The organism is Conyzicola nivalis, assembly GCF_040548875.1.
In the GTDB taxonomy this organism is placed as follows: domain Bacteria; phylum Actinomycetota; class Actinomycetes; order Actinomycetales; family Microbacteriaceae; genus Conyzicola; species Conyzicola nivalis_A.
In genome coordinates this window covers 1-26,673 of record NZ_JBEPSJ010000003.1, presented here as the reverse complement: position 1 = coordinate 26,673, position 26,673 = coordinate 1, and the positions used below count along the sequence as shown (strand labels likewise).

At 68.5% G+C, this 26,673-nt stretch carries 19 protein-coding genes; 12 read left to right on the top strand and 7 right to left on the bottom strand.

The window, feature by feature from the left end:
* Positions 1–5: 5 nt before the first annotated feature.
* The 4 genes from araA to mmsB all read left to right on the top strand — a co-directional run bounded on the left by araA (position 6) and on the right by mmsB (position 5,611).
* Complete coding sequence (gene araA, locus ABIE21_RS12600) at positions 6–1,514, top strand: L-arabinose isomerase (protein ID WP_354025532.1); 1,509 nt, start codon at positions 6–8, stop codon at positions 1,512–1,514.
* Positions 1,515–1,668: 154 nt separating this feature from the next.
* Positions 1,669–2,745 carry a multiple monosaccharide ABC transporter substrate-binding protein gene (gene chvE / locus ABIE21_RS12595; protein ID WP_436232347.1) on the top strand — a complete coding sequence of 359 codons (1,077 nt, stop codon included), beginning with the start codon at positions 1,669–1,671 and terminating at the stop codon, positions 2,743–2,745.
* Between the two features lie 94 nt (positions 2,746–2,839).
* Positions 2,840–4,369: a multiple monosaccharide ABC transporter ATP-binding protein gene (mmsA, locus tag ABIE21_RS12590; protein WP_354025186.1), complete on the top strand. Its 1,530-nt coding sequence runs from the start codon at positions 2,840–2,842 to the stop codon at positions 4,367–4,369.
* Positions 4,370–4,432: 63 nt separating this feature from the next.
* Positions 4,433–5,611: a multiple monosaccharide ABC transporter permease gene (mmsB, locus tag ABIE21_RS12585; RefSeq protein ID WP_436232346.1), complete on the top strand. Its 1,179-nt coding sequence runs from the start codon at positions 4,433–4,435 to the stop codon at positions 5,609–5,611.
* A 402-nt stretch (positions 5,612–6,013) separates the two neighbouring features.
* Here mmsB and ABIE21_RS12580 read toward each other — a convergent pair whose 3' ends face one another.
* A complete protein-coding gene (locus ABIE21_RS12580) occupies positions 6,014–7,549 on the bottom strand; it encodes a M28 family metallopeptidase (protein WP_354025184.1) in 1,536 nt (511 codons plus the stop codon).
* A 436-nt stretch (positions 7,550–7,985) separates the two neighbouring features.
* On the opposite strand from ABIE21_RS12580, the gene ABIE21_RS12575 reads away from it, so the two are divergent.
* The 5 genes from ABIE21_RS12575 (at position 7,986) to ABIE21_RS12555 (ending at position 13,677) form a co-directional block, all read left to right on the top strand.
* Positions 7,986–8,957 carry an ABC transporter substrate-binding protein gene (locus ABIE21_RS12575; protein WP_354025183.1) on the top strand — a complete coding sequence of 324 codons (972 nt, stop codon included), beginning with the start codon at positions 7,986–7,988 and terminating at the stop codon, positions 8,955–8,957.
* 77 nt (positions 8,958–9,034) lie between these two features.
* A complete protein-coding gene (locus ABIE21_RS12570) occupies positions 9,035–10,603 on the top strand; it encodes a sugar ABC transporter ATP-binding protein (protein WP_354025182.1) in 1,569 nt (522 codons plus the stop codon).
* A complete protein-coding gene (locus ABIE21_RS12565; RefSeq protein ID WP_354025181.1) occupies positions 10,600–11,628 on the top strand; it encodes an ABC transporter permease in 1,029 nt (342 codons plus the stop codon). The genes ABIE21_RS12570 and ABIE21_RS12565 overlap by 4 nt, the downstream gene beginning before the upstream one ends.
* A complete protein-coding gene (gene yjfF / locus ABIE21_RS12560) occupies positions 11,625–12,617 on the top strand; it encodes a galactofuranose ABC transporter, permease protein YjfF (RefSeq protein WP_354025180.1) in 993 nt (330 codons plus the stop codon). Before ABIE21_RS12565 ends, yjfF begins: the two co-directional genes overlap by 4 nt.
* 22 nt (positions 12,618–12,639) lie before the next feature.
* Positions 12,640–13,677 (top strand): LacI family DNA-binding transcriptional regulator, encoded by a 1,038-nt coding sequence (locus ABIE21_RS12555; RefSeq protein ID WP_354025179.1) that lies wholly within the window; start codon positions 12,640–12,642, stop codon positions 13,675–13,677.
* A gap of 79 nt (positions 13,678–13,756) precedes the next feature.
* On the opposite strand, the gene ABIE21_RS12550 is transcribed toward ABIE21_RS12555, so the two are convergent.
* Genes ABIE21_RS12550 through ABIE21_RS12535 form a run of 4 tightly spaced genes read right to left on the bottom strand, consistent with a single transcriptional unit; the run spans position 13,757 to position 19,205 of the window.
* On the bottom strand, positions 13,757–16,075 hold the full coding sequence (locus ABIE21_RS12550; protein WP_354025178.1) for a beta-glucosidase family protein: 2,319 nt from the start codon (positions 16,073–16,075) through the stop codon (positions 13,757–13,759).
* Positions 16,072–16,941, bottom strand: coding sequence for a carbohydrate ABC transporter permease (locus tag ABIE21_RS12545; RefSeq protein ID WP_354025177.1), 870 nt, complete (start codon positions 16,939–16,941; stop codon positions 16,072–16,074). The genes ABIE21_RS12550 and ABIE21_RS12545 overlap by 4 nt, the downstream gene beginning before the upstream one ends.
* On the bottom strand, positions 16,942–17,922 hold the full coding sequence (locus ABIE21_RS12540) for a carbohydrate ABC transporter permease (protein ID WP_354025176.1): 981 nt from the start codon (positions 17,920–17,922) through the stop codon (positions 16,942–16,944).
* Positions 17,923–17,924: 2 nt separating this feature from the next.
* Positions 17,925–19,205 (bottom strand): ABC transporter substrate-binding protein, encoded by a 1,281-nt coding sequence (locus tag ABIE21_RS12535; RefSeq protein WP_354025175.1) that lies wholly within the window; start codon positions 19,203–19,205, stop codon positions 17,925–17,927.
* A gap of 123 nt (positions 19,206–19,328) precedes the next feature.
* Here ABIE21_RS12535 and ABIE21_RS12530 point away from each other — a divergent pair, with 123 nt between their 5' ends.
* Positions 19,329–20,354: a LacI family DNA-binding transcriptional regulator gene (locus tag ABIE21_RS12530; RefSeq protein ID WP_354025174.1), complete on the top strand. Its 1,026-nt coding sequence runs from the start codon at positions 19,329–19,331 to the stop codon at positions 20,352–20,354.
* Between the two features lie 219 nt (positions 20,355–20,573).
* On the opposite strand, the gene xylB is transcribed toward ABIE21_RS12530, so the two are convergent.
* Together xylB and xylA are read right to left on the bottom strand one after the other, a co-directional pair.
* A complete protein-coding gene (gene xylB, locus ABIE21_RS12525) occupies positions 20,574–22,010 on the bottom strand; it encodes a xylulokinase (RefSeq protein WP_354025173.1) in 1,437 nt (478 codons plus the stop codon).
* A 111-nt stretch (positions 22,011–22,121) separates the two neighbouring features.
* Positions 22,122–23,312, bottom strand: a complete 1,191-nt coding sequence (gene xylA / locus ABIE21_RS12520) for a xylose isomerase (RefSeq protein ID WP_354025172.1) — start codon at positions 23,310–23,312, stop codon at positions 22,122–22,124.
* 123 nt (positions 23,313–23,435) lie between these two features.
* Here xylA and ABIE21_RS12515 point away from each other — a divergent pair, with 123 nt between their 5' ends.
* Complete coding sequence (locus ABIE21_RS12515; RefSeq protein WP_354025171.1) at positions 23,436–24,623, top strand: ROK family transcriptional regulator; 1,188 nt, start codon at positions 23,436–23,438, stop codon at positions 24,621–24,623.
* A gap of 604 nt (positions 24,624–25,227) precedes the next feature.
* Positions 25,228–26,541, top strand: coding sequence for an ABC transporter substrate-binding protein (locus tag ABIE21_RS12510; RefSeq protein ID WP_354025170.1), 1,314 nt, complete (start codon positions 25,228–25,230; stop codon positions 26,539–26,541).
* The last annotated feature ends 132 nt before the right edge of the window (positions 26,542–26,673 follow it).

The window sequence follows — 26,673 nt, the reverse complement described above, 5'->3', positions numbered from 1 at the left end:
ACTCGATCGTCCCCGACCTGAAGAAGAACGAGGTCTGGTTCCTCACCGGCAGCCAGGACCTCTACGGCGACGACACCCTGCGCCAGGTCGCCGAGCAGTCGCAGGAGGTCGTGCGCCTGCTCAACGACTCGAGCGACATCCCGGTCACCATCGTCTGGAAGCCGGTGCTCAAGAGCTCCGACGCGATCCGTCGGGCGATGCTCGATGCGACGACGGATGACTCGGTCGTCGGCGTCATCGCGTGGATGCACACGTTCAGCCCGGCCAAGATGTGGATCCACGGACTCGACGCGCTGCGCAAGCCCTTCCTCCACCTGCACACGCAGGCGAACGTCGAGCTGCCGTGGGCCGAGATCGACTTCGACTTCATGAACCTCAACCAGGCCGCGCACGGCGACCGCGAGTTCGGCTACATAGCCACCCGCATGGCCGTGCCCCGCAAGACCGTCGTCGGCCACGCATCCAACCCCGCAGTCACCGCTCAGGTCGGAACCTGGACCCGCGCCGCATCCGGCTGGGTCGCCACCCAGGGCATGAAGCTCGCCCGCTTCGGCGACAACATGCGCAACGTCGCCGTCACCGAGGGCGACAAGACCGAGGCCGAGATCCGCTTCGGCGTCAGCGTCAACACGTGGGGCGTCAACGAGCTGGTGGAGCGGGTGGATGCCGCGACCGAGGCAGACGTCGACGCTCTGATCGCCGTCTACCTCGAGTCGTACGACGTCGTGCCCGAGCTGCGCCCCGACGGCGACCGCCACGAGTCGCTGCGCTACGGCGCCCGCATCGAGCTCGGCCTGCGCTCCTTCCTCGAGGAGGGCGGCTTCACCGCCTTCACCACGAGCTTCGAAGACCTCGGCGGACTGCGCCAGCTGCCCGGCCTCGCCGTGCAGCGTCTTATGGCCGACGGCTACGGCTTCGGCGGCGAGGGCGACTGGAAGACCGCGGTGCTCATCCGCGCCGCGAAGGTGATGGGTGCCGGGCTGCCCGGGGGCGCATCCCTCATGGAGGACTACACCTACAACCTCGTCCCCGGCGAAGAGTCGATCCTCGGCGCCCACATGCTCGAGATCTGCCCCACGCTCACGACGAAGAAGCCCAGCCTCGAGATCCACCCGCTCGGCATCGGCGGACGCGAAGACCCCGTGCGCCTCGTCTTCGACACCGACGCGGGAGCCGGCGTCGTCGTCGCCCTCTCCGACATGCGCGACCGCTTCCGCCTCGTCGCCAACGTGGTCGAGGTCGTCGACCTGCCCGCGCCGCTGCCGCACCTCCCCGTGGCGCGTGCCGTGTGGAAGCCCGCCCCCGACCTCGCGACCAGCGCCACGGCGTGGCTCACCGCCGGCGCCGCCCACCACACCGTGCTCTCGACCGCCATCGGCGTCGAGGCGTGGGAGGACTTCGCCGAGATCGCGCGTACCGAACTGCTGATCATCGACGAGAACACCACGAAGCGCGGGTTCGCCCACGAGGTCAAGTGGAACTCCGCGTACTACCGACTCGCGCAGGGAATCTAGCCGAACAGACTTGCCAGGGACGGCCCTTTCGGCCCCGGCGGGACCCGGTTTACATGGACAAATCGGGTTTGTTGCACCAGACAAAGATGTCCATCATTGAAAGGAACACACAGTGAAAAAGAGAGCAGTATTCTCGCTCATCGCCGCCGGTGCCATGGTTGCGAGCCTCGCGGCTTGCTCCGGTTCGGGCGACTCCGGCTCCGGTGAAGGCGGCGGCGCACTCATCGGTGTCGCGATGCCCACCAAGTCCTCCGAGCGCTGGATCGCCGACGGCGCAGCCGTCAAGAAGGCGCTCGAAGACCAGGGCTACAAGGTCGACCTGCAGTACGCAGAAGACGACATCCCCACCCAGGTCAGCCAGATCGAGAACATGATCACCAAGGGTGCAGAGGCCCTGATCATCGCGTCGATCGACGGCACCACGCTCACCAACATCCTGGCTGACGCCAAGGACGCGGAGATCCCGGTCATCGCCTACGACCGTCTGCTCATGGACACCGAAGACGTCGACTACTACGCCACCTTCGACAACGAGCTCGTCGGCAACCAGCAGGCCTGGTCGCTGCTCAACGGCCTCGGCCTGACCGAGCTCGACGGAACACCCATCGAGGGCGCCCCCGCCGGCCCGTTCAACATCGAGCTGTTCGCCGGCTCGCTCGACGACAACAACGCGTTCTTCTTCTTCAACGGCGCCATGGACATCCTCCAGCCGCTGATCGACGACGGAACGCTCGTGGTCAAGAGCGGCCAGACCACCATCGAGCAGGCGGCGACGCTTCGCTGGGACGGTGAGACGGCACAGAGCCGTATGGAGGACCTCCTCACGGCCAACTACTCCGACGGCAGCGCGGTCAACGCCGTTCTCTCGCCCTACGACGGCATCTCCCGCGGAATCATCGGCGCCCTCACCGACGCCGGCTACACCGTGGGCGACGCTTGGCCCACGATCTCCGGCCAGGACGCCGAGATCGACTCGGTCAAGGCCATCAACAAGGGCGAGCAGTACGCCACCATCTTCAAGGACACGCGCGAGCTGGCCAAGAAGGCGGCGGGCATGGCCATCGCGGCTCTGAACGACGACACCGTCGAGACGAACGACGACAGCACCTACAACAACAACGTCAAGGACGTTCCGTCCTACCTCCTCGAGCCCGTCATCGTGGTCAAGGACAACATCCAGACGGAACTGGTCGACTCCGGCTACTGGACCGACGCCGAGGTCAACGGTTAATCCGCTGATCTAAGCACTGCCGGTGCCGGGGAGCGTGCTCCCCGGCACCGGCACCCCATTTCTTCACACGAGCTCAAGGAAGCCGGCACACACAGTGACCACGAATATCCTGGAAATGCGGTCGATAACCAAGACCTTTCCCGGCGTGAAAGCCCTGCAGGACGTCACCCTCGAGGTGGCTCGAGGCGAGATCCACGCAATCTGCGGCGAGAACGGCGCGGGAAAATCCACGCTTATGAAGGTGCTGTCCGGCGTATACCCGCACGGTACTTACGAGGGCGACATCGTCTTCGAGAACGAGACAGTCGAATTCCGCGACATCCGTGACAGCGAAGCCAAGGGCATCGTCATCATCCACCAGGAGCTCGCCCTGAGCCCCTACCTGTCGATCGCCGAGAACATCTTCCTCAACAACGAGGTCAAGGGCCCGCTCGGCCTCATCGACTGGAACAAGTCGAACCAGGAGGCGGCCAAGCTGCTCGCCCGGGTCGGCCTGCGCGAGAACCCCACGACCAAGGTCATGGACATCGGAGTGGGCAAGCAGCAGCTCGTCGAGATTGCCAAGGCGCTCTCGAAGGAGGTCAAGCTGCTCATCCTCGACGAGCCCACCGCTGCCCTGAACGACGAGGACTCCGCCCACCTGCTCGACCTGATGATGCACCTCAAGGAACAGGGCATCACGTCGATCATCATTTCCCACAAGCTGAACGAGATCAAGAAGATCTCCGACACGGTGACGGTCATCCGCGACGGCAAGACGATCGAGACGATCGCCAAGGCGGATGTGACCGAAGAGCGCATCATCAAGGACATGGTCGGCCGCGACCTCGAGCACCGGTATCCCGACCACACGCCGCACATCGGCGACGAGATCCTCCGCGTCGAGAACTGGACGGCGCATCATCCGCAGGACCCGACCCGTGTCATCGTCGACAACGTCAACATCAACGTTCGCCGCGGTGAGATCGTCGGTATCGCCGGGCTCATGGGCGCCGGTCGCACCGAGTTCGCGATGAGCCTGTTCGGGCGCAGCTACGGCTCGCGTATCTCGGGCAAGGTGTTCAAGAACGGCACGGAGATCAAGACCCGCACGGTGTCGGAGGCGATCGAGAACGGTCTCGCCTACGCCACGGAGGACCGCAAGACCTTCGGGCTGAACCTCATCGAGGACATCAAGCGCAACATCTCGATGGCATCGCTCGGCAAGCTCGTCCGCGGCGGCCTGGTCGACGACAACGAAGAGTTCAAGGTCGCGAACGAATACCGCACCAGCATGAACATCAAGGCGCCGACGGTGCTCGCCAAGACCGGCAAGCTCTCGGGCGGAAACCAGCAGAAGGTCGTGCTGAGCAAGTGGATCTACTCGGATCCCGACGTGCTCATCCTCGACGAGCCCACCCGCGGCATCGACGTGGGTGCGAAGTACGAGATCTACACGATCATCAACCGGCTGGCCGCGGCCGGCAAGGGCATCATCGTCATCTCCTCGGAGCTGCCGGAGCTGCTCGGCATCTGCGACCGCATCTACGCCCTCTCCGAGGGCACCATCACGGGCGAGCTTCCCATCGCGGAGGCCAACCCCGAGTCCCTCATCAAGCTCATGACCATGGAAAAGCCCAGCTAGCCGCGGCTAGTTGTTCAAGGAGAGATCCCAATGACTGACAAGAACACAACGCTTACCCGGCCGGTGAGCAAGCTCGGTTCGTCGCTGAGCCACATCGCCACCGACCTCGGCAAGAACGGCATCTTCCTCGCGCTCATCGCCGTGGTCGTGCTGTTCCAGATCCTCACCGACGGCATCCTGCTGCGGCCGCAGAACATCTCGAACCTGATCGTGCAGAACGGGTACATCCTGATCCTCGCGATCGGAATGGTGATGGTGATCGTCGCCGGCCACATCGACCTGTCGGTCGGCTCGGTCGCCGCGTTCATCGGCGCCGTCTCCGGCGTGCTGATCCGCGACGCGGGCTTCGAGTGGTGGGTCGCCATCGTGCTCTCGCTGATCATCGGCGCGGCCGTGGGAGCCTGGCAGGGGTACTGGATCGCCTACGTGGGCATACCGGCGTTCATCGTGACGCTCGCGGGCATGCTGATCTTCCGCGGGCTCGCGCTCGTGGTGCTCGGCAACACGAACATCGGCTCGTTCCCCGAGGGCTACCGAGCGCTGGGCAACGGATTCCTCACCGACCTTTTCGGCGAGTTCGAGGTCGACCCGTTCACGCTCGGCATCGGCGTCATCGCGATCATCGCCTTCGTCATCCAGCAGCTGCGCACCCGCTCCGGACGCAAGAGCTACGCGCAGGAAGTGGAGCCGCTCGGCTGGTTCGTCGGCAAGCTCGCACTCGTCTCGGTCGCGATCTTCGCGATCTCGTGGGCGCTCGCCAGCTTCAAGGGCATCCCGGTCACGCTGATCATCCTGGCCGTGCTCGTGCTGGTCTACGGCATCGTCACGAACCGCAGCGTCTTCGGCCGCCACATCTACGCGATCGGCGGCAACCGCCACGCAGCGGAGCTCTCCGGTGTCAAGACGAAGAAGGTCGACTTCTTCATCTTCGTCAACATGGGCTTCCTCGCGGCCCTCGCGGGCCTCGTGTTCACCGCACGACTCAACCTCGCCGGGCCGAAGGCGGGTGACGGTTTCGAGCTCGAGGCCATCTCAGCCGCGTTCATCGGTGGCGCCGCGGTCCAGGGCGGCGTCGGCACCATCGGCGGAGCGATCATCGGTGGTCTGATCATCGGTGTGCTGAACAACGGTATGTCGATCCTCGGCATCGGCATCGAGTGGCAGCAGACCGTGAAGGGTCTCGTGCTGCTCCTCGCCGTCGCCTTCGACGTGTTCAACAAGCGCCGCTCCGGCGGCCGCTAGGCAGCCAGTCAGAACGAGAAGCCCCGCCCGTCGACGTCCGACGGGCGGGGCTTCTGCGTTGGGGAGGGCGCGAGGCCGCGCGGGGCGGTGTGCGCGCCAGTCCGGTACGAGCGCCACAGCTCGAGACGTAGCGCGCGTACCGCGATGGCGCGGAAGGTGCGGGTCAGCCGGCGCACGGGCTCCGGAGCGAGCGGATGCGCCCGGCGCGGCCCGCAGGCAACGCCGGCCGCGGTGACGACCGCGGCTTCCGCGCTATCTCGGGACGACTGCGCCTGCGCGCCCACCGGCATTCGTCCCCGAACCCCGCAGAAGCCACGGAGGCCGCCGCGCCCGCAACACCGGAAACACACGGAGCCCCGCCCGTCGTGACGACGGGCGGGGCCTCGTGTGCTGTGCGTGCTGCTAGCGCCGCAGGTGGCTTCCGACGTAGTCGAAGCTCTCGGCGGTCAGCGTGGGTCCGACGGCCATGCGGCTGCCGTCCTCGAAGAACCCGGTCTTGGTGCGAGCGAGGGTTCCCACGGAGTGCGCCACCGCATCGCCGAGCTCGTTCAGCGCGGCGGTGTTGAGGTTGGTGATGTCGTCGCAGGCCTGGTGGTAGCACGGGTCGTACGGTTCTCCCGCGGTGCCGCCGTAGATCGCGGCCTCCTCCTCGGTCTTGATCCCCTCGGCTCCGCTGAACAGGCCGCCGGCGGGGATGCCCGCCGCGATGAACGGTCCGTAGTCAGACCGTCCGTCGAAGGCCGTCGGCTCGGTCTCGAGTCCCTTGCCCGCGAAGTAGTTCGTGAAGATCGACTCGATCTGCGCCGATCCGGGAGGGCCCGAGAGGCCGTCGGGGTCGTCGGATCCGTCGCCGTCGTAGACGAACCGCACGTAGTTCGGAGAACCGAGCATGTCGAAGTTGAGGTTCGCGTAGATGGTCGCCAGCTCGTCGTCGCTCAGGTTCGCGACGTAGTACTCCGACCCGAGCAGACCGTTCTCCTCGGCGCCCCAGAAGGCGAAGCGCACCTGCTGTTGCTGCTTCTTGCCCTCCTTGGCGAGCTGGATGGCGGTCTCCAGGATCGTCGCCGACCCGCTGCCGTTGTCGTTGATGCCCGGTCCCTCGAGCACGGAGTCGAGGTGTGCCCCGACCACGACGACCCTGTTCGGGTCGCCCTTGGGGGAGTCCGCCAGGACGTTCACCGTGGTGCGGGTCTCCGACAGGGTGTCGGTGCTCACGCTCACAGTGACGGGCTCGGTCTGTGCGGCCTCGTAGAGGGCCACTCCGTCGGCGTAGCTGATGCCGACCACCGGCACCGCAACCGGTCCGCCCAGCGTCACCCCTGTGAGCAGTTCGGTGCGACCCGGGTTGCCCTCGTTGAAGATCACCGCGGCGTCGTAGCCCGCGGCCACGGCGTTCGCCACCTTGACGGCGAAGTCGCACGTGCCGCGCTGGATCAGCGCCACCTGGGGGTCTGTCGCCGACGCCGGCACGAAGTCGCCCGGCGCGCAGCCCGAGGCCGAACTGGGCGTCGGGGTCGCGGGGATCACGATGCCCCCGGCCGGCACGATCACGCCGGTCACGTCGCCGCTGCCCGAGTACTCGAGCGTCGCCGATTCGATGTCGCCGGCGACGGGGGAGACCTGAGTCAGCACTGACTCGCCGAGCTCCTGGTAGAACGGGAACTCGAATTCCTGCGTCGACACCTCGTAGCCGGCTGCCGTGAGCTTCTGCATCACATAGGCCGCCGAGGCGTCGTAGCCCGGCGTTCCGGAGGCGCGCGTTCCGCCGTTGTTGTTGGCGATGCGTTGGAACACCCTCTCGTGTTGCAGGATGCCGTTGACCGTCACGGCCTTCTCGAGCTTGTTCGTATTGATGTCGTCGATCGCCAGAGCGGCGGTCGACGGAATTGCTACCGCCGCGACAACCAGGCCGGCAAGCAGCGTTGCTTTTCCTCGCACGATGTCTCCCTATTCCGGGCAGGCCCCCCGAATAGGGCACACCCTCTACCCAAGCGAGGCTTCCGCATGGCCCACCGAACGGCCATGAACGTTACGCAATCGTTACCGAAATGGCGGGGGGTTGCGGGCCGCGACTCTTCCGCACTCGGTGGCCCCGCGCGCGGACCGGCCGGGTGGGTGCCCGTTGAGAACCCTCACATTCACGGGCGGATGACCCGAGCCGAGGCATCCGCCCACCCGACCCCGGCGTGGTGGAACCCCGCCATGACGGGCGAGAAGCCCCTTCTCGTTACCCAACCGTTACCCTGCGCCGTTGTCGAGCGCCAATTGTGAACGCTAACATCTCAACCAACCAGAACGGACTGGTTTGCCGGGTGCATCCCGCGTGTGGCAGTGACCACGCGGCTCGGAACACTGAACAAGGAGGTTTAGTTCGATGAAGAAACTCATTGGAATCGCGGCGGTCGGCGCGATGCTCGTAGCTCTCACGGGATGCGCGGGAGGTGACGATGGCGGCGGCGGTGCCGGCGGCAGCGAAGACCTCATCGTCGGCTTCTCGCAGGTCGGCGCCGAGAGCGGCTGGCGCACCGCGAACACCAAGTCGATCCAGGGTGCGTTCGAAGACGCCGGTATCGAACTGAAATTCTCCGACGCCCAGGGCAAGCAGGAGAACCAGATCAAGGCCATCCGCTCGTTCATCCAGCAGCAGGTCGACGTGATCGCCTTCTCGCCCGTCGTCGAGTCGGGGTGGGACACCGTGCTGAAGGAAGCGAAAGACGCCGGCATCCCCGTCGTGCTCACCGACCGCTCGGTCGACTCCGAAGACGAGTCGCTGTACGAGTCGTTCCTCGGATCCGACTTCATCCTCGAGGGCGAGAAGGCCGGCGACTGGGTCAACACCGAGTTCGCCGACGCCGACAAGGTCAACATCGTCGAGCTGCAGGGCACGACGGGCGCCGCTCCGGCGAACGACCGGGCCGAGGGCTTCCGCAACAAGGTGACCGACCCGAAGTTCGAGATCATCGCGACCCAGACCGGCGACTTCACCCGTGCCGGCGGCAAGCAGGTCATGGAGGCCTTCCTGCAGGCGAACCCCGACATCGATCTCGTCTACGCGCACAACGACGACATGGGGCTCGGAGCGATCGAGGCCATCGAGGCCGCCGGGCTCGTTCCCGGTGAGGACATCAAGATCGTCACGGTCGACGCCGTGAAAGACGGCATGACGGCGCTCTCCGAGGGCAAGATCAACTTCATCGTGGAGTGCTCGCCGCTGCTCGGACCGCAGCTCGTCGAGATCGCGGAGAAGGTCGCCGCGGGCGAGTCGGTGGAGAAGCGGATCGTGACCGAGGAGACTACCTTCACGCAGGAGCAGGCGATCGAGGCTCTGCCCGACCGCCAGTACTAGGCACCACGATCGGTCGGGCCCGGCACACCGCCGGGCCCGGCCATCCCACGTACTCAACGAAGAGGACAGCTGAGAGAATGACGATCACCCCCAGCACCAGCCGGGCGACGGACGCCCCGGCGCCGACCGGCAGGCCCATCATCGAGATGGAGGACATCTCCATCAGCTTCCCGGGGGTGAAGGCCCTCGACTCGGTCAGCTTCCGGATGTTCCCCGGCGAGGTCCACTCGCTCATGGGCGAGAACGGGGCGGGCAAGTCGACGCTCATCAAGGCGCTCACCGGCGTCTACTCGATCGACAGCGGCACGATGTCGCTCGGCGGAGAACCGCTCGTCATCTCCGGGCCGGCGCAGGCGCAGGCCGCCGGCATCAGCACGGTCTACCAGGAGGTGAACCTGCTGCCCAACCTGTCGGTCGCCGAGAACATCATGCTCGGCCGAGAGCCCCGCCGACTCGGCGCCATCGACTGGCGCACCATGCGCGACCGCGCCGGCGAGCTGCTCGCCCGGCTGCACCTCGACATCGACCCCGGCTCCCAGCTCAGCTCGCACTCGCTCGCCGTCCAGCAGCTCGTGGCCATCGCCCGGGCGACGGACATCGACGCGAAGGTGCTGATTCTGGATGAACCGACCTCGAGCCTCGACGCCGACGAGGTATCAGAGCTCTTCCGGGTCATCCGCGGGCTCAAGGACGACGGCGTGGCCATCCTCTTCGTCTCCCATTTTCTCGACCAGGTCTACGAGATCTCCGACCGCCTCACGGTGCTGCGCAACGGGGCGCTCGTCGGGGAGTACCTCACCCGGGAGATCCTGCGTATCGAGCTGGTGCACAAGATGATCGGCAAAGAGCTCGCGACTCTCGAGAGTCTCGAGAACAAGACCCGCGCGGCCGCCGTGGAGGGCGAGACCGAGGAGGTGCCGTACCTGAAGGCGGTGGGACTCGGGCGCAAGGGCTCGGTCGAGCCGACCGACCTTGTGATCCATGAGGGCGAGGTCGTCGGCCTCGCCGGCCTGCTCGGCTCGGGCCGCACCGAGATCGCCCGCCTCATCACCGGAGCCGACCGTGCCGACAGCGGCGAGCTCTTCGTGCGCGGCACGAGGAAGCGCCTGCGCACACCCCGCGTCGCGCTGCGCGACCGCATCGCCTACTCGTCCGAAGACCGCAAGCGCGAGGGCATCGTCGAGGAGCTCAGCGTGCGCGACAACATCGTGCTCGCCCTGCAGGCCGACCGCGGCTGGTTCCGCCGCATCTCGAAGCGCCGGCAGGACGAGCTCGCGAACAGCTACATCTCGGCCCTCGGCATCCGCCCGGCGAACCCCGACGCGCTCGTGCGCAACCTGAGCGGCGGCAACCAGCAGAAGGTGCTGCTCGCCCGCTGGCTCGCCGTCGCACCGCGGCTGCTCGTGCTCGACGAGCCCACCCGCGGCATCGACGTCGGGGCGAAGGCCGAGATCCAGAAGCTGGTCTCGAGCCTCGCCGACGAGGGGATGGCGGTGGTGTTCATCTCGGCGGAGCTCGAGGAGGTTCTGCGCCTCAGCCACCGCATCGCCGTGATGCGGGACCGGCGCAAGGTCGCCGACCTTCCCAACGAAGACGTCACCGTGGGCGAGATCATGGGCCTCATCGCGAGTGGAGCAGAAGCATGAACCGCCTGACCGACCTGCCCAAGGCCCGCCTCTTCTGGCCCATCGTCACCCTCGTCGCGCTGCTGCTGCTCAACGCGGCTGTGGCCCCCGGGTTCTTCGCGATCCGGGTGCAGAACGGCCACCTCTTCGGCAGCCTGATCGACATCCTCCGCAACGGAGCGCCGACGCTGCTCGTCGCCCTCGGTATGACCCTCGTGATCGCCACCCGCGGCATCGACCTCTCCGTCGGCGCGGTCGTGGCGATCTCCGGAGCGCTGGCCTGCACGATCATCGCCGACTCGCCCGACCCCGGCAGCGTCGGCACCGTGCTCGCCGCCGTCTCCGTCGCCCTGCTCTTCTCGCTGGTGCTCGGCGCGTGGAACGGGCTGCTGGTCGCGGTGTTCGGCATCCAACCCATCATCGCCACACTCATCCTGATGACCGCCGGCCGGGGCATCGCGATGCTCATCACCGAGGGTCAGATCATCACGATCACGAGCGCGCCGTTCAAGGTGATCGGCGCCGGGCACTGGTTCGGGCTTCCGGCCTCTATCGTGATCGCGGGCGGGATGTTCGCGCTCGCCGCACTGCTGACCCGCAAGACCGCGCTCGGCCTGCTGATCGAGTCGGTCGGCATCAACCCGGTCGCCTCCCGGCTCGCCGGCGTGCGGTCGCGGGGCATCATCTGGGTGGTCTACGTCTTCAGCGCCCTGTGCGCCGGGATCGCCGGCCTGATGATCGCGTCGAACGTCACCGCGGCCGACGCCAACAGCGCCGGGCTCTACATAGAGATGGACGCCATCCTGGCCGTCGTGATCGGCGGCACCAGCCTCGCCGGCGGCCGCTACTCGCTCACCGGCACCCTCATAGGCGCCTTCATCATCCAGACCCTCACCACCACCGTGTACACCGTGGGCATCGCGCCGTCGATCACCCTCGTCTTCAAGGCGCTCGTGGTGATCGCCGTGTGTCTGCTGCAGTCGCCCGTGCTGCAGGAGAAGCTGCGTCAACGCCGTTCAACGACCAAGGCGGGAGCCCTCGCATGACCACGATCGTCTCGACCTCCGCCCGCCGCGGCCGCGACCTGCTCGGCTCTCGCTTCGCCCCCGTGCTCGTCACGCTGGTGCTGCTCGTCGTCGTCTTCATCGTCGGATCGACCCGCTACCGCGGCTTCGCCTCCGGCCAGGTGATCGCGAACCTGTTCGTCGACAACGCGTTCCTCATCGTGCTCGCCGTCGGCATGACGTTCGTGATCCTCACCGGCGGCATCGACCTGTCGGTCGGGTCGGTCGTCGCGCTGTCGACGATGATCGCCGCGACCCTCGCCCGCGACGGGTGGCCGCCTCTCGCGGTGATCCTCGTCGTGCTCGTGACCACGTCGACCCTCGGGCTGCTCGTCGGAATAGTCATCCACTATTTCCAGATCCAGCCGTTCATCGCGACGCTCGCGGCCATGTTCCTGGCCCGCGGCCTCTGCTACGTGATCAGCCTCAACTCGATCTCGATCACCGACCCGTGGTTCACCGCCATGGCGCAGACCCGCATCCCGATCCTGCCCGGCTTCACCATCTCGCCGAGTGTGATCGTCGCCGCGATCGTCGTGGTGGTCGCGTTCGTCGTGCTGCACTACACGCGCCTCGGCCGCACCGTCTACGCCATCGGCGGCGGCGAGAACTCGGCGATGCTGATGGGCCTCCGCGTGCCGCGCACCAAGGTGCTCGTCTACGTGATCAGCGGGTTCTGCTCCGGCGTCGCCGGAGTGCTCTTCACCTTCTACACGCTGTCGGGCTACAGCCTGACGGCGGTCGGCATGGAGCTCGACGCCATCGCCGCGGTCGTCATCGGCGGCACACTGCTCACCGGCGGGTACGGATTCGTGCTCGGCTCCGTTCTCGGGGTGCTCCTCCTCGGAGTCATCCAGACCATCATCAGCTTCGAGGGCAACCTCAGCTCCTGGTGGACGAAGATCGTGGTCGGCTCGCTCCTGCTCGTCTTCATCGTGCTGCAGCGGCTGCTGACGGCGAGGCGCCGGTGACGATCCGCTCCATAATGGGCAAGTGAGTACCGAAGACAAGGCCCGCGTCGCGAACATCTTCGATGTCGCGAGACTGGCCGGGGTGTCGCATCAGACGGTGTCGCGCGTGCTCAACGACCTGCCCAACGTGCGGCCGGCCACCCGCACCCGGGTCGAGGACGCGATCAAGCAGCTGCGCTACCGGCCGTCGACCGCGGCCAGGTCGCTCGTCACCCGCCGTTCCCGCACGATCGGGCTCATCACGACCGGAAACCCCGACTACGGGCCATCCAGCATCCTGCTCGGCTTCACCGAGGCGGCCCGCAACGCCCGCTACCTCGTGAGCATCTCGAGCATGCTGGAGACGGATGTCGCGTCGATGCGGGCCGCGGTGGAGCTGCTGCTCAGCCAGAACGTCGAGGCGATCGTGCTGATCGCGGCGCACCGCGGTGCGCTGGAGGCCATCCAGGGCATCGACCTCGGCGTGCCGCTCATCGCCGTCGAGTCGAGCGGACGTGTCGGCTTCCACAGCGTGTCGATCGACCAGTTCCGCGGCGCGTACGACGCGACAGAGCACCTGATCGGGCTCGGGCACCGCAGCATCCTGCACCTCGCCGGCCCCGAGGACTCGATGGATGCCACGGAGCGTGTGCGCGGCTGGCGCGCGGCCCTCTCGGAGCACGGTCTCGTCGCGCTCGAGCCGCTCGTCGGCGACTGGTCGCCCGGCAGCGGCTACCGGCTCGGCCAGCTGTACGCCGCCGACCCGGCGCGCAGCTTCACCGCCCTGTTCGTCGCCAACGACCAGATGGCGCTCGGCGCGATGCACGCGTTCAGCCAGGCCGGCATCCGCATCCCGCAGGACGTCAGCGTGATCGGCTTCGACGACATCCCCGAGGCCGAGCACCTCACGCCGCCGCTGACGACGATCCGTCAGGACTTCTCCGAGCTCGGGGCGACGGTGATGTCGACCCTGCTCGAGCTCATCCTCGACGGAACGCTCGAGGAGGCGAAGCACCCCGTGCCGCATCTCGTCGTGCGCGAGTCGACGGCGCCGGCCCCCGGCCCGACCCCGGCCACGTAGGGCTACAGTTCGGGCGTCGGGCTACAGCGCGCGCTGGAGCCCGACGCCCAAGCTGTAGCCCTACCGACGGGACCCCGGGCTACAGCGCCGCGAGCGTCGGCGTTCGCGTGACCTCGACCTCCGAGCGCAGTGCTCGGGTGTGGTCGACGGTGCGCACCGGGCCGGTGAGGGTGAACCCGACGGTGAACACCGCGCTCGCCGACGAGCGGGCGAACCTCAGCTCGAGAGCGCCCGGTTCGACGATGCGCTCGCCGTCGCGGCCGGTGAACTGGGCGAGGTCGGCGGGAACGTCGAAGCGGACCCGCGCGCTCTCGCCCGGTTCGAGCGGCACCCGCGCGTAGCCGACGAGCCGCTGCACCGGTCGCACGACAGAGGCCACCGGGTCGTGCAGGTAGACCTGCACGACCTCGACCCCCGCGCGGTCGCCGGCGTTGCGCACCGTGAGACTCGCAGCCATCGAGGCATCCGTCGCCACCTCGTCCGCGGCCTGTTCGACGTCGTCCCACTCGAACGAGGTGTAGCCGAGCCCGTGGCCGAACGGGAACGCGGCGGTCGGGTCGATGTTCGACACGTCGCTCGCCCGGGCCAACGGCGATGCGAGATAGGTGGTCGGCTGGGTGCCGGCCAGGGCGGGCACGCTCACCGGCAGCCGGCCCGACGGGGCGACCGCGCCGCTGAGGACCCGGGCGATCGCCGTCGCGCCCTCCTCGCCGGGGAAGAACGACTGCACGATCGCGGCCGCCTCGGTCACCGCTCGGCCGAGCGCGTACGGCCGGCCGGCGAGCAGGGTGACGATCACGGGGGTGCTTCCCTCGAGCAGGGCGTCGACGAGCTGCTGCTGCGCGCCCGGCAGCACGAGCGACTCGGCGTCGCAGCCCTCGCCGCTGGTGCCCCGGCCGAAGAGGCCCGCCCGGTCGCCGAGGGCGAGCACGACGACGTCGGATGCCGCGGCGAGCTCGAGCGCGGCCCGGAAGTCGGTCTCGCCGCCGTCGACGCTCGTTCCCGCTGCGTACTCGACGATGCTCGAGCCGAACTCGGCACGAACGGCGTCGAGCACGGTCGGCAGGTCGATGCCGATCTCCCACTCGGGATGCTGCGTGCCGACGTGGGACGGAAAGGAGTAGCAGCCCAGCACGGCGAAGGGGTCGTCCGCATTGGGGCCGACCACGGCGATGCGCGCCGGGCGGTCGAGCGGCAGGGTCCCGTCGTTCGACAGCAGCACGACCGACTGCTCGGCGATCCGGAGGGCGAGCTCGCGGTTCTCGGCGGGGTCGAGGTCGAAGCCCGACCGCGCGGGAGCGGGGGAGTAGCCGGGGTCGAGCATGCCGAGCTGCACCTTCTGGGCGAGCACCCGGCGCAGCGCGCGGTCGACGAGCGCCTCGTCGAGCGCGCCGGACGTGACGGCGGCCACGAGCGGCTCGCCGAAGGTCTTCACGGTGGGCAGCTCCACGTCGACGCCCGCGCCGAGCGCGAGTGCCGCGGCCTCGCCCCAGCTGCCGGCGACACCGTGCAGCAGGTGCAGGAACGCGACGCCGAAGTAGTCGGCGACGACGGTGCCGGTGAAGCCCCACGTCTCGCGCAGCAGCCCGGTCAGCAGGGCCGTGTCGGCGGCCGAGGGGATTCCGTCGACGTCGGAGTAGGAGTGCATGACCGAGCGCGCTCCGCCGTCGCGGACCGCCATCTCGAACGGCGGGATGAGCACGTCGTTGACCTCGCGGCGCCCCATCGACACGGGCGCGAGGTTGCGGCCCGCCTTCGACGCCGAGTAGCCGACGAAGTGCTTGAGCGTCGCGACCAGCCCCGCGCTCTCGAGGCCGCGCACGTAGGCGGTGCCGATCGTCGCCACGAGGTAGGGATCCTCGCCGATGGTCTCCTCGACCCGGCCCCAGCGGGCGTCGCGCACCACGTCGAGCACCGGGGCGAGGCCCTGGTGCACGCCGACGGAGCGCATGTCGGCGCCGATCCGCGCCGCCATCGTGGTGACGAGCGCGGGGTTGAAGGTGGCGCCCCAGGCGAGCGGCACCGGGTAGGCGGTGGCGCCCCACGCGGCGAAGCCGGCGAGGCACTCCTCGTGCGCGATCGCGGGGATGCCGAACCGGCTTCCGGCGACGATGCGCTCCTGTGTGCGCTGCAGCGAGGCCGCGCCCATCGCCGGTTCGACCGGCGCGCTGCCGAACGGCCGGGTGAGCTGTCCGAGCCCGCGCGGGAGCAGCGCGTCGAGGTCGATCGCGTCGTCCATGTCGTGCTGGTGCGGGGCGACCTCGCCGCCGTCGCTCGAGGCGCCGACCCACACGCCGTAGAGCTGTGCGATCTTCTCCTCGAGCGTCATCGCGGCGACGAGCGCCTCGACGCGGTCGCCGGTCGGTGCCGTGCTGTCGTTCCAGAGTCCCGTGATCATCCCTTTACCGATCCCGTGAGGCCGCCGACGATGTGTCGCTCGGCGAAGATGAAGAAGACCAGCGCCGGAACGATCGACAGCGCGGTGAACGCGAGGATCGACGCCGTGTCTTGCGCGTACTGCGACTGGAAGGTCGCGACCCCGAGCGGCACCGTGAAGTTCGCCGGGTCGTTGAACACGAGCAGGGGCAGCAGGTAGCCGTTCCAGCTCGTGATGAAGGCCAGCACCGACACCGTCACGAGCGCAGGTCTCGAGAGGGGGAGCAGGATCCGCCAGAAGAAACCGAGCCGCGTCGCGCCATCCATCACGGCCGCGTCTTCGATCTCCGTCGGAATCGCGGCCATAAACGGACGCAGGATGATGATCGTCACGGGCAGGGCGAATGCGGCCTGCGGCAGCGCCACCCCGATCCACGACTCGAGCAGGTGCAGCTGGCGCAGCAGCAGGTACACCGGCAGGATCGCCACCCCGAGCGGGAAGAGCAGTCCGACCGTGAACATGGAGTACAGCGCCTCGCGACCCCGGAACCGGTAGCGCGACAGCGCGAACGCCGCCATCGAGCCGAGTCCCACCGCGAGCACGGTCGCGGCGACCGAGATGAGCGTGCTGTTGGCGAGGAACCGCCAGAACGACTCCGAGACGAGGATCGCCGCGTAGTTGGAGAACACCCACGGCGAGGGCAGGCCGGCCGGGTCGCTGTTGATCTGCGCGTTCGAGCGGAACCCGCCGAGGATGACGAAGAACAGCGGGGCCACGGTGACGCCGACGATGAGCAGTGCGAACAGGTAGCGCACGGGCGTCATGACGCCGAAGGACGCCTTGCTCCTGGCGGGGGCCGGAGCGGGGGCGATGGTGGTGGCGGTCATCTACTCGACCCTTCCGGTGATCGCACCCTGGGTGTCGCGGCGCAGGGCGAAGCGCTGGTAGAACAGCGCGAACACGAAGCAGATCGCGAACAGGATGATGGCGACGGCACTGCCGAATCCGAACTCGTAGCGCCGGAAGCCGCGGTCGATGAGGTAGCTCGCCATGGTCGTCGAGGCGCCGGCCGGTCCGCCGAGCGTCATGATCCAGACCAGGTCGAACAGCTGCAGCGAGCCGATGATGGAGAGGAAGACCCAGATGCGGATCGTCGGGCCGAGCAGCGGCAGCACGATGAGCCGCGTGGTCTGCCAGCCCGTCGCACCGTCGATCTGCGCGGCCTCGCGCAGCTCCTCCGGTACGCCCTGCAGGCCGGCGAGGAACAGGATGATTCCGAAGCCGATGTACTTCCACGTGATCACGGCGAAGAGCGTGAGCATCACGATGTTCTGGTCGGCGAGCCAGAGCTGCACCAGCCCGCCGAGTCCCGCGCCCTCGAGCAGGCCGTCGACCACGCCGTTCGGCTGCAGCAGCGAGAGCCAGATGACGGCGGTGACCGCCTCGGAGAGCACGTAGGGGGCGAAGACCAGCAGGCGCAGCGCGGTGCGGCCCTTGATCTTGCCGTTGAGCAGCAGGGCGAGCGCGATGCTGAGCGGCAGCTGCACCACGAGCGAGGCGATCACGATGAACAGGTTGTGGCTGATGGCGCCCTGGAAGAGCGGGTCGCCGAGCGCCTTCGTGTAGTTGTCGAGGCCGACGAAGTCGACGAGGGGACCGAAGCCGTTCCAGTCGAAGAGGCTGTAGTAGGCGGCCGCGACGAGCGGCAGGAAGACGAAGGTCACGAAGAGGAGGGTGGCGGGGCCGAGCAGCAGGGCCAGTTCTAGCCTCTTGCGCAGGTGGGAGCGGCGGCGGGGGGCGCCTTGCGGTGAAGGCGAGCCCGCCGCCGTCGTGACGTCTCGAGTCACGACGGCGGTGATGGTGCTCATCTCTACTCGGCCGCCTTGACTGCCTCGGCGACCGACTCTGCCGTGCCTTTGCCGGCGAACAGGTTGGCCACGGCGTCGTTCAGGGCCGAGCCCGCGGCGGTGGGGAGCGCCACGTCGAAGTACGTGGCGATGTAGGCGGCCTCGGTGTTGAAGTCGTACACCGACTTCATCACCGGGTCGGTGATGGTCGCGGCGGCGGCCTCCTTGACCGGGATCGCCACGACCTGGCTCTCGACGAGCTCGCTCTGGATGTCGTCGTTGGACAGGAACTCCAGGAAGTCGGCGCACTCCTCGGCGTGCTTCTGCGTGCAGGCGAAACCGTCGCCGCCGCCGAGCGTCGCGCTCGGGTCGCCCTCGCCGCCGTCGACCTCGGGGAACGGGAACCAGCCGACGAGCGGGTCGAGGTCGGTGTCGGTGAGACCCTGCATGACCGACTTGTGCCAGGTGCCCTGCAGCTCCATGGCGGCTCCGCCGTTGGCGACGAGGCCGGCCGAGCTGCCGGCGCCCTGCTGGGCGGGCGTGCCGTTGAAGCCCTCCTGGAACGGCTCGGTCGCGATGAAGTCGATCACGTCCTGGCCTGCCTTGGTGAAGCACTCGTCGGAGAGGTCACCCTCTGCGAGGCCCTTCTTCAGCACGTCCTCGCCACACTCGCGCACCGCGAAGGAGTTGTAGTAGAACGCGTCGGGCCAGCGGTCTTTTCCGCCCACGGCGATGGGCGCGATACCGGCCGCCTTGAGCTTGTCGACCGTGTCGTTCAGTTCGTCGAGCGTCGTCGGGGTGCTCGTGATGCCCGCCTGGGCGAACAGGTCGGTGCGGTACCAGAAGCCGACGACCTGCGAGGCGTACGGCACGCCGTGCTGCACGCCGTCGACCGCCCAGTTGTCGGCTGCCTTCCCGAGGTCGCCGATCCAGTCGCTCGTGTACTCGGTGATGTCGGCGATCTGACCCGACTGCGCCTGCGTGGCGAGCTGTCCGCCGCCCCGGCTGAAGTAGATGTCGGGCGGGCTGTCCGATGACAGCGCCAGCGGGATCTTCGTGTCGATGTCCTCGTTCTGGATCGGTACGACGTCGATCGTGATGTCGGGGTTGGCCTTCTCGTACTCGTCGACCGCGTCCTGCCAGATCGACTGGATCGGCTCGGTGGTTCCGTTGTGCCAGAAGGTGAGCGTCGTGGTGCCGTCGGCGGAGTCGCCGTCGCCCCCGCTGCAGCCCGACAGGGCGCCGAGCGACATCAGCGCGACCGCCCCCGCCGCCACGTATTTTCTTGTGCTGCGTGTGTTCATCGTTGAACGCCTCTCGAAAGTTTCGACAACTACGTCGAAAATGATTAGGATGGCTGGAGTCTAAGCAGAAGCATGTATCGCGCACAAGTTGTTTGAGGCAACAAATTCGAGAACCGAGGGGCCATGAGCGAATCCACGACGTCGATCGGGCGAGTGAAACTTAACGAACTTGCCGATGAGGCCGGGGTTTCCCTGTCGACGGTCTCGAAGGTGCTCAATGGGCGGTCGGATGTCGCTGCGGCCACCCGCACGCGCGTCGAAGGCATACTCGACGCCCACGGGTATCAGCGGCGCATGGGCCTGCCGAACCGCAACACGCTCATCGAGCTCGTCTTCCCCGACCTCGACACGGTGTGGGCGATGGAGCTCATCCGGGGCGTCGAGAACGTCGCGAAGGAGCACGGCCTCAGTGTCGTGATCTCCGAGACCGGCACTCGCCACGCCCCAGCGCCCGACTGGATCACCGGCGTGCTGCGCCGGCGGCCCGTCGGCGTGGTGCTCGTGTTCTCCGACCTCGCAGACGGCTACAAGGCGCAGCTGCGCTCGCGCGCCATCCCGTTCGTGATCGTCGACCCGGCGGGCGATCCGTCGCCCGACGTGCCCTCTGTCGGCTCGGCGAACTGGTCGGGCGGCCTCATGGCCACGCGCCACCTCATCGAGCTGGGACACTCGCGCATCGCCGCGATCACCGGACCGGACGACATGATGTGCTCGCACGCGCGGCTCGACGGCTTCCGCTCTGCGATGAACACCGCCGGGCTCACCGTCGACGAGTCGCTCGTCGCCTTCGGAGACTTCCACGTCGACGGCGGGCGCGAGAACGCGCGCCGTATGCTCGCCGGGGAGAACCGGCCGACCGCGATCTTCGCCGGCAGCGACCTGCAGGCGCTCGGGGTTTTCGACGCCGCGCGGTCGCTCGGCATCCGCGTGCCGGAGGACCTGTCGGTCGTGGGCTACGACGACCTGCAGCTGGCCCAGTGGTCGAGCCCCGCGCTCACGACGGTGCACCAGCCGCTCACGCGCATGGCGGAGGAGGCGGCGCGGCTCGTCGTGCGCATGAGCGAGGAGCAGCTCGAGTCGATCCCGCGCGTCGACCTCGCGACCCGGCTCGTGGTGCGCGACAGCACCGCGGCGCCGGGCGGCCGGTAGCTGCGCTGCTGGCCGGGCGCGGTTGGGCTACACCCTGGGCGGAGGGCTACAGCGCGCGCTGGCGCCCTTCGCCCGAACTGCAGCCGAAGCATCCGCTCCGGCTTCTGCGCGGTCCCGGGACGACTGCGGCACGGCGCGCGTGCGCGGTCGTCCCATGATTGCGCAGGCGCAGGCGCAGGCGCAGACGCAACCGGGTGCGCAGACGGGGCCGCGCCGGGCTCAGGCCCGGCGGGCCGCGTACTGCTCGCCGATGACGCCCGCTCGCGCGGGTGCGAAGCTCGCCGCGATCTCGGTCGACCACGCGGGCAGCTCGCCGGTGAGGGCCCAGCCGGCCTGGCGCGCGGCGCCGCTCGCCACGTACTCGCCCGGAAGCGGAACCTCGACCGGCACGTCGAAGACCTGCGCGGCGATCTGCTGCACAGCGGGATTCTGCGCCGCTCCGCCGATGAGCAGGATGCGTGTCGCCGCCACCCCCTCCCCGGCGACGGCCGCGAGACCGTCGGCGAGCGCGCTGAGCATGCCCTCGACGGCGGCGCGCGCGAGACCCGCGCGGGTCGTGTTGGCCAGGGTCATGCCGAAAAGGGTGGCCGTGGCATCCGGAAGATTCGGCGTGCGCTCGCCCTCGAAATAGGGCTGCAGCACGAGGCCGCCCGCGCCGGCCGGCGCCTCGAGCGCGAGGGTGCCGAGCTCGTCGTGGCCGACGCCGAGCAGGCCGGCGACGGCATCGAGGATGCGGGCCGCGTTGAGTGTCGCGACGAGCGGCAGGAAGTTGCCTGTCGCGTCCGCGAATCCGGCGACGGTGCCCGTCGCGTCGGCGGTGGGCGCCTCCGTCACGGCGAAGACCGTGCCGCTCGTGCCGATCGAGACGACGACGTCTCCGGTGGCGGCCCCCAGCCCGAGCGCGGCGCCCGCGTTGTCGCCGGTGCCCGTCCCGACGACGATGCCGCCGCCGTTCGGAAACTCAGGAGTAGCGCCCACGGTGCCGGCACGGCCCCCCGGCGGAATCACGGTCGGCAGCACGACGGTGTGGCCTACTCCTGAATTTCCGAGGGCGGCGTCGAGCAGCTCGCGGTCGTACTCGCCCGTCGACGGGTTCCAGTAAGAGGTGCCGCTCGCGTCGGAGCGGTCGGTCGTGAGCTCGCCGAGCACCGGGCCGAGCGGACTCTCGCCCTCGGGACCGTAGCCGCGCAGCCGCCAGGTGAGCCAGTCGTGGGGGAGCGCGACCGCCGCGATGCGCGCGGCGTTCCGCGGCTCGTGCGTCTGCAGCCAGCGCAGCTTGGTGAGCGTGAACGATGCGACGGGCACCGAGCCGGTTCGCTCGGCGAGACGCTCGGCGCCGAACTCGCGGATGAGTTCTGCCGCGGCATCCGCCGACCGGGTGTCGTTCCAGAGCAGGGCGGGGCGGATGACGCGTCCCGAGTCGTCGAGCACGACACAGCCGTGCTGCTGCGCGGAGATCGAGATCGCCGAGACGCCGTCGAGGCCGCCCGCGTCGCCGATCGCCTTGATGAGGGCCGACCACCAGAAGGCCGGGTCGACCTCGGTGCCCTCGGGGTGGGCGGCGCGGCCCGAGCGCACGATCGCGCCCGTCTCGAGGTCGCGCACGACCACCTTGCAGCTCTGGGTCGATGAGTCGACTCCGGCGACGAGTGTCATGCGGGGGCCTTTCGGGTTCGGCGATTGCGTCGGGCTGCAGTTCGGGCGTCGGGCCGCAGCGCGCGCTGCAGCCCGACGCCCGAACTGGCGCCCGACCGGGGTGGGGAGGGGTTAGCGCGCGCCGACGAGGTGCTCGACGGCGAGCTGCTGCAGGCGCACGAAGCCGAAGCCCTTGCCGTTGAAGTAGGCGTCTGCGTCGAACTCCTCGTAGGCCGAGCGGTCGGCGAGCAGGTCGTCGTAGCTCTCGCCGGCACCGAGCGTCGGCTCGTTAATCTGCTCGACGCGCGAGGCGAGCAGCGCCTCCTGCACCTCGGGGTCGGCGCGGAAGGCCGCGGCGCGCTCCTTGAGCAGCAGGTACATGCGCATGTTGGCCTTGGCCGACTCCCAGACTCCGGTCTCGTCCTCGGTGCGCGAGGGCTTGTAGTCGAAGTGGCGGGGGCCGTCGTACGAGGGTCCGCCGTTCGGGCCGCCGTTCTCGAGCAGGTCGACGAGCGAGAAGGCGTTCTGCAGGTCGCCGTGGCCGAAGACCAGGTCCTGGTCGTACTTGATGCCGCGCTGGCCGTTGAGGTCGATGTGGAACAGCTTGCCCTGGTACAGCGCCTGCGCGATGCCGGCGGTGAAGTTGAGCCCGGCCATCTGCTCGTGGCCGACCTCGGGGTTGACGCCGACGAGCTCGGGGCGTTCGAGGGTCTCGATGAAGGCGAGGGCGTGGCCGAGGGTGGGCAGCAGGATGTCGCCGCGCGGCTCGTTGGGCTTGGGCTCGATCGCGAACTTGATGTCGTATCCCTTGTCGGTGACGTAGTCGCCGAGCAGGTTGACGGCCTCGCGGTAGCGCTCGAGCGCGCCGCGGATGTCCTTCGCCGCGTCGTACTCTGCGCCCTCGCGGCCGCCCCACATCACGAAGGTCTTCGCGCCGAGCTCGGCAGCGAGGTCGACGTTGCGCAGCACCTTGCGCAGCGCGAAACGGCGCACGTCGCGGTCGTTCGACGTGAAGCCGCCGTCCTTGAAGACCGGGGCGCTGAACAGGTTGGTGGTGACCATCGGCACGATGATGCCGGTGTCGGAGAGTGCCTGCTTGAGGCGGTCGATCTGCGTCTGGCGCTCGGTGTCGGTCGAGCCGAAGGCGAACAGGTCGTCGTCGTGGAAAGTCAGGCCGTATGCGCCGATCTCGGCGAGCTTCTCCACGCCGTGCACGACGTCGAGGGGAGCACGGGTGGGTCCGCCGAAGGGGTCGGCGCCGTTGTATCCGATGGTCCAGAGACCGAATGAGAACTTGTCGTCGCGGGTGGGGAGGGTGCTCATGGAAGTGTCCTTCAGCGTCGTCGGTGATTTGTTGACTGGCACAACATATCAGCCACAAGTCGTCGATACAACCGCTAACCTGCAGCAGGGTTATGGTTTCAGCACGATGGAATGGTGGGGACAGTGAGTCTGGTCGAATCGCAGCAGACGGGGCGCGGAAACAGCGCCGACCATGTGCGCCGGCACAACCTCGCCGTCGTGCTGGGTCTCGTGCACCGGTCGCAGGGCGTCTCCCGCTCGCTGCTCACACGGCAGACCGGCCTCAACCGGTCGACGGTCGCCGCCCTCGTCGGCGAGCTCGTGGAACGCCGGCTCGTCGTTGAGGTCGACGCCGACGTGCAGGGCCAGGTCGGCCGCCCGAGCCCCATCGTGAAGCCCGCGCCTCTCGCCGTCGCGCTCGCCGTCAACCCGGAGATCGACGCCATCACCATCGCCGTCGTCGGGCTCGGCGGCCAGGTGATCAAGCGCGTCCGTCACGCCACAGACCACGAGCCGGAGGCGCGCGAGGCAGTGCAGATCTGCGCCACGGTCATCGACGGGCTCCGCGACGAGCTCGACGCGAACTACCGCGTCGTCGGCATCGGTGTCGCCGTGCCCGGTCTCGTGCGCGAGCTCGACGGCGTCGTCCGGCTCGCGCCGCACCTCGGCTGGGTCGACGAGCCGCTCGCCGGCATGCTGTCGGAGGCCACGGGCTATCCGGTCGTAGCGGGCAACGACGCCCGCCTCGGCACGCTCGCCGAGAGCACCTTCGGGGCGGGGCGCGACCTCACCGACTTCATCTACCTCAACGGCGGCGCGAGCGGAATCGGCGGGGGAGTCATCGCCGGGGGCCAGCCGCTCACGGGCGCCGCCGGCTATGCGGGCGAGCTCGGCCACACCCTGGTCAACTCCCGCGGAATCGTCTGCCACTGCGGCGGTGTCGGATGTCTCGAGACCGAAGTCAGACGTGCGCCGCTGCTCGCCCTCGTCGGGCTCGCCGACGCCGACAGCGACGAGCTCGAGAACGCGCTGCTCGCCTCGGAGTCGGCCGAGGTGCTCGCCGAGGTGCACCGCCAGCTCGACTTCCTCGCGGTCGCCCTGCGCAATGCGATCAACACGCTCAACCCGCAGAAGATCCTGCTCGGCGGGTTTCTCGGCTCGCTCTACGCCGTCGCGCCCGGGCATCTCGACGCGCTCGTCGCGCACCAGCCGCTGCGGGCGTCGCGCGAGGGGGTCACGATCGGGCGGGCCGCCCTCGGCTTGAACCTGTTGATGATCGGCGCCGCCGAGCTCGCATTCTCGGCCGTGCTCGCCGACCCCGCCGCGTTCTAGCGGGCGGCCGCGCGCCGCCTGCGCGCCGCGCCTGCGCGCCGCGCCTGCCGCGCCGCGCCTGCCGCGCCTGCGCGCCGCCCCGGCCGCGCCTGCGCGCCGTCCAGCCGCGTCCATGGTCCGCCCACGAGAGTGCACTTGTGTGCCAAAACCGGCGCCAAAAAGGGGTCACAAGTGCACTTCCGGGGGCGCCCGTGACAGGCCCGAGCGTCGACAGGCGACGGGTGGCCACTTGTGACGGCCAGTTGCTCCGGTAACTGTGCCGAAATGGCCAGTCAGACACGCGCACTCGCATGCGGCTGTAGCGCACGGCGCCGCAACCGCGCGCCCGGCCCGAACCGCGCGCCCGGCCCGAACCGCGCGCACGGCCCCGCAACCGCGCGGCCGGCCGGGAAGCCGAACCGCTCGCCCGGCCGGAACGCCGTACCGCGCCGCCCGGCCGCCACCTTCGTGCCATCCGGAATATGAGTGTTTTACCGCTCAACCATTTTCTTCGAATCGCTAGCTTTACCGGTAAAGCTCTGTGTATGTTGTCCACTACAACATTTGGCATCGGAGTGGCTGCCAGCCTGCACTGGGCGGCGCTCCTTCTACAAGGAGGTATGAGATGCGCAAGAAATACTTTGCGACAGGGGCCATTCTCGCGACCGCGGCCATGCTGCTCGCGGGCTGCGCCGGCGGCGCGACCGAGGACGCACCCGTCAGCGTCGACCCGGACGGAGCGGGCAAGACGCTCACCCTCTGGCACTACGAGAGCGACACGAGCGCGATGGGCATCGCCTGGAACGCCGCCATCGAGAAGTTCGAGGAGGAGACCGGCGCGAAGGTCGAGTTCGAGGCGAAGAGCTTCGAGCAGATCCGCTCCACCGCGAGCCAGGTGCTCAACTCCGACGCCAGCCCCGACATCCTCGAGTACAACAAGGGCAACGCGACCGCCGGCCTGCTCGCGAGCCAAGGACTGCTCACCGACCTCGACCCCGCCGTCGAGGCCTACGGCTGGGACGACAAGCTCGCCGAGTCGCTGCAGACCACCGCCCGTTACGACGAAGACGGCGTGATGGGCAACGGCGCGTACTACGGCATCCCGAACTACGGCGAGTTCGTCGAGGTGTACTACAACAAAGACGCCTTCGCCGAGTACGGCATCGCCGTTCCGACCACGTTCGACGAGTTCGAGGCCGCGCTCGCGACGTTCAAGGAGAACGGCGTCACCCCGCTCGCCGAGTCGGCGGCCGAGTACCCGCTCGGACAGCTGTTCTACCAGCTCGCGCTGAGCGACGCCACGCGCGAGTGGGTGAACGACTACCAGCTGTACACCGGCACCGTCGACTTCCAGGACGAGAACTTCACCTTCGCGGCCGAGACCATCAAGGACTGGGTCGACAAGGGCTACATCTCCAAGGACTCGACAGGGCTCAAGGCCGAAGACGCCGGCACGAGCTTCATCAACGGCACCAACCCGATCTTCTACTCGGGTAGCTGGTGGTACGGACGCATGGTGACGGATGTCACGACCTTCGACTGGGGAACGTTCCTGTTCCCCGAGGCGAAGATGTCCCCCGGCTCCAGCGGAAACCTGTGGGTGGTCCCGGAGAACTCGAAGCAGAAGGACCTCGCCTACAAGTTCATCGACATCACGATGAGCCCCGAGATCCAGGCGCTCATCGGCAACAACGGCGGCATCCCCGTGGCGGCCGACGCGGCCGACATCACCGACCCGAAGAGCCAGGAGCTGATCGCCAACTTCAACACCCTCACCGAGCAAGACGGCCTCGCCTTCTACCCGGACTGGCCCACCCCGACCTTCTACGACCAGCTGAACGCCGGCCTGCAGGAGCTCGTGAACGGCACCAAGTCGCCCGAGGACGTTCTCACCCAGCTGGGTGAGGACTACCAGTCCGGCGTCGACGACATCAAGTAGCCCCTCTCCGGCCGGGGGGGGGGGGGGGGGGGGCCCCCCGCCCCCCCCCCCCCCCCGCCCCGCCCCCCCCCCCCCCCCCCCCCCCCCCCCCCCCGCACGACCACCCCACGCCGGCACCACACAGAGCCCGGA

Bases quoted from the DNA above. Each gene is read 5' to 3' on its own strand.
- ABIE21_RS12535 (WP_354025175.1), bottom strand. From the start codon at position 19,205: ATGAACACACGCAGCACAAGAAAATACGTGGCGGCGGGGGCGGTCGCG.
- ABIE21_RS12540 (WP_354025176.1), bottom strand. From the start codon at position 17,922: ATGAGCACCATCACCGCCGTCGTGACTCGAGACGTCACGACGGCGGCG.
- xylA (WP_354025172.1), bottom strand. From the start codon at position 23,312: ATGAGCACCCTCCCCACCCGCGACGACAAGTTCTCATTCGGTCTCTGG.
- ABIE21_RS12530 (WP_354025174.1), top strand. From the start codon at position 19,329: ATGAGCGAATCCACGACGTCGATCGGGCGAGTGAAACTTAACGAACTT.
- ABIE21_RS12570 (WP_354025182.1), top strand. From the start codon at position 9,035: ATGACGATCACCCCCAGCACCAGCCGGGCGACGGACGCCCCGGCGCCG.
- ABIE21_RS12565 (WP_354025181.1), top strand. From the start codon at position 10,600: ATGAACCGCCTGACCGACCTGCCCAAGGCCCGCCTCTTCTGGCCCATC.
- chvE (WP_436232347.1), top strand. From the start codon at position 1,669: ATGGTTGCGAGCCTCGCGGCTTGCTCCGGTTCGGGCGACTCCGGCTCC.
- yjfF (WP_354025180.1), top strand. From the start codon at position 11,625: ATGACCACGATCGTCTCGACCTCCGCCCGCCGCGGCCGCGACCTGCTC.
- ABIE21_RS12575 (WP_354025183.1), top strand. From the start codon at position 7,986: ATGAAGAAACTCATTGGAATCGCGGCGGTCGGCGCGATGCTCGTAGCT.
- xylB (WP_354025173.1), bottom strand. From the start codon at position 22,010: ATGACACTCGTCGCCGGAGTCGACTCATCGACCCAGAGCTGCAAGGTG.
- ABIE21_RS12545 (WP_354025177.1), bottom strand. From the start codon at position 16,941: ATGACCGCCACCACCATCGCCCCCGCTCCGGCCCCCGCCAGGAGCAAG.
- ABIE21_RS12510 (WP_354025170.1), top strand. From the start codon at position 25,228: ATGCGCAAGAAATACTTTGCGACAGGGGCCATTCTCGCGACCGCGGCC.
- ABIE21_RS12550 (WP_354025178.1), bottom strand. From the start codon at position 16,075: ATGATCACGGGACTCTGGAACGACAGCACGGCACCGACCGGCGACCGC.